1 protein-coding gene is annotated in these 546 nt (G+C 54.9%); it reads left to right on the top strand.

Features of this window, described 5'->3' with window-relative positions; genetic code table 11:
• The coding region (locus IAE33_RS24390; RefSeq protein WP_201165758.1) for an immunoglobulin-like domain-containing protein at positions 1-546 on the top strand (546 nt) is incomplete at both ends.

Raw genomic sequence — 546 nt, 5'->3', positions numbered from 1 at the left:
TCGATTGCTTCGGTAGCGGGCGCTGACGTTGGCAAGTTCGAACAACTGACCTTGGATAAAACTCCGGTCAGCACGACTGTTACCGACGAGCCAGGTTCGGGCACTCCAGGCACTGGCAACCAAGGCGATCTGGTGCAAGTCACCATCTCGGCTGATCAAACTTCGGTTGTCGAGAACGTCAAACCGACGTTCACCGTTCAGATCAACACTGCCTTGGCCCACGACCTGGTCGTGACTCTGAGCAACAACGCTCAGGTCACCATCAAGGCCGGCCAAACCAGTGCTTCGTATGAGCACGCGGCGCAGGGCGATGACGTTTACAAAGATTCGGGTGAAATCAAACTTGGCATTACTTCGGCTGTAGACATCGACGGTCGCACCTTCGAAAACCTGCAATTGGGTGGCGATGCGTCGGTAAAAGTCACTGATACCATCGACGAAGTGGTGGCAAAACTCACCGCAAGCGACTCGGTCAGCGAAGGCGGCCAGATCACTTACACCGTGACGCTGACCAACAAAGATGGTCTGCCAATCAACAACCACGGT

It is taken from the genome of Pseudomonas sp. S60, assembly GCF_016647865.1.
Classification (GTDB): domain Bacteria; phylum Pseudomonadota; class Gammaproteobacteria; order Pseudomonadales; family Pseudomonadaceae; genus Aquipseudomonas; species Aquipseudomonas parafulva.
This window is presented reverse-complemented; position numbering and strand designations above follow the sequence as displayed.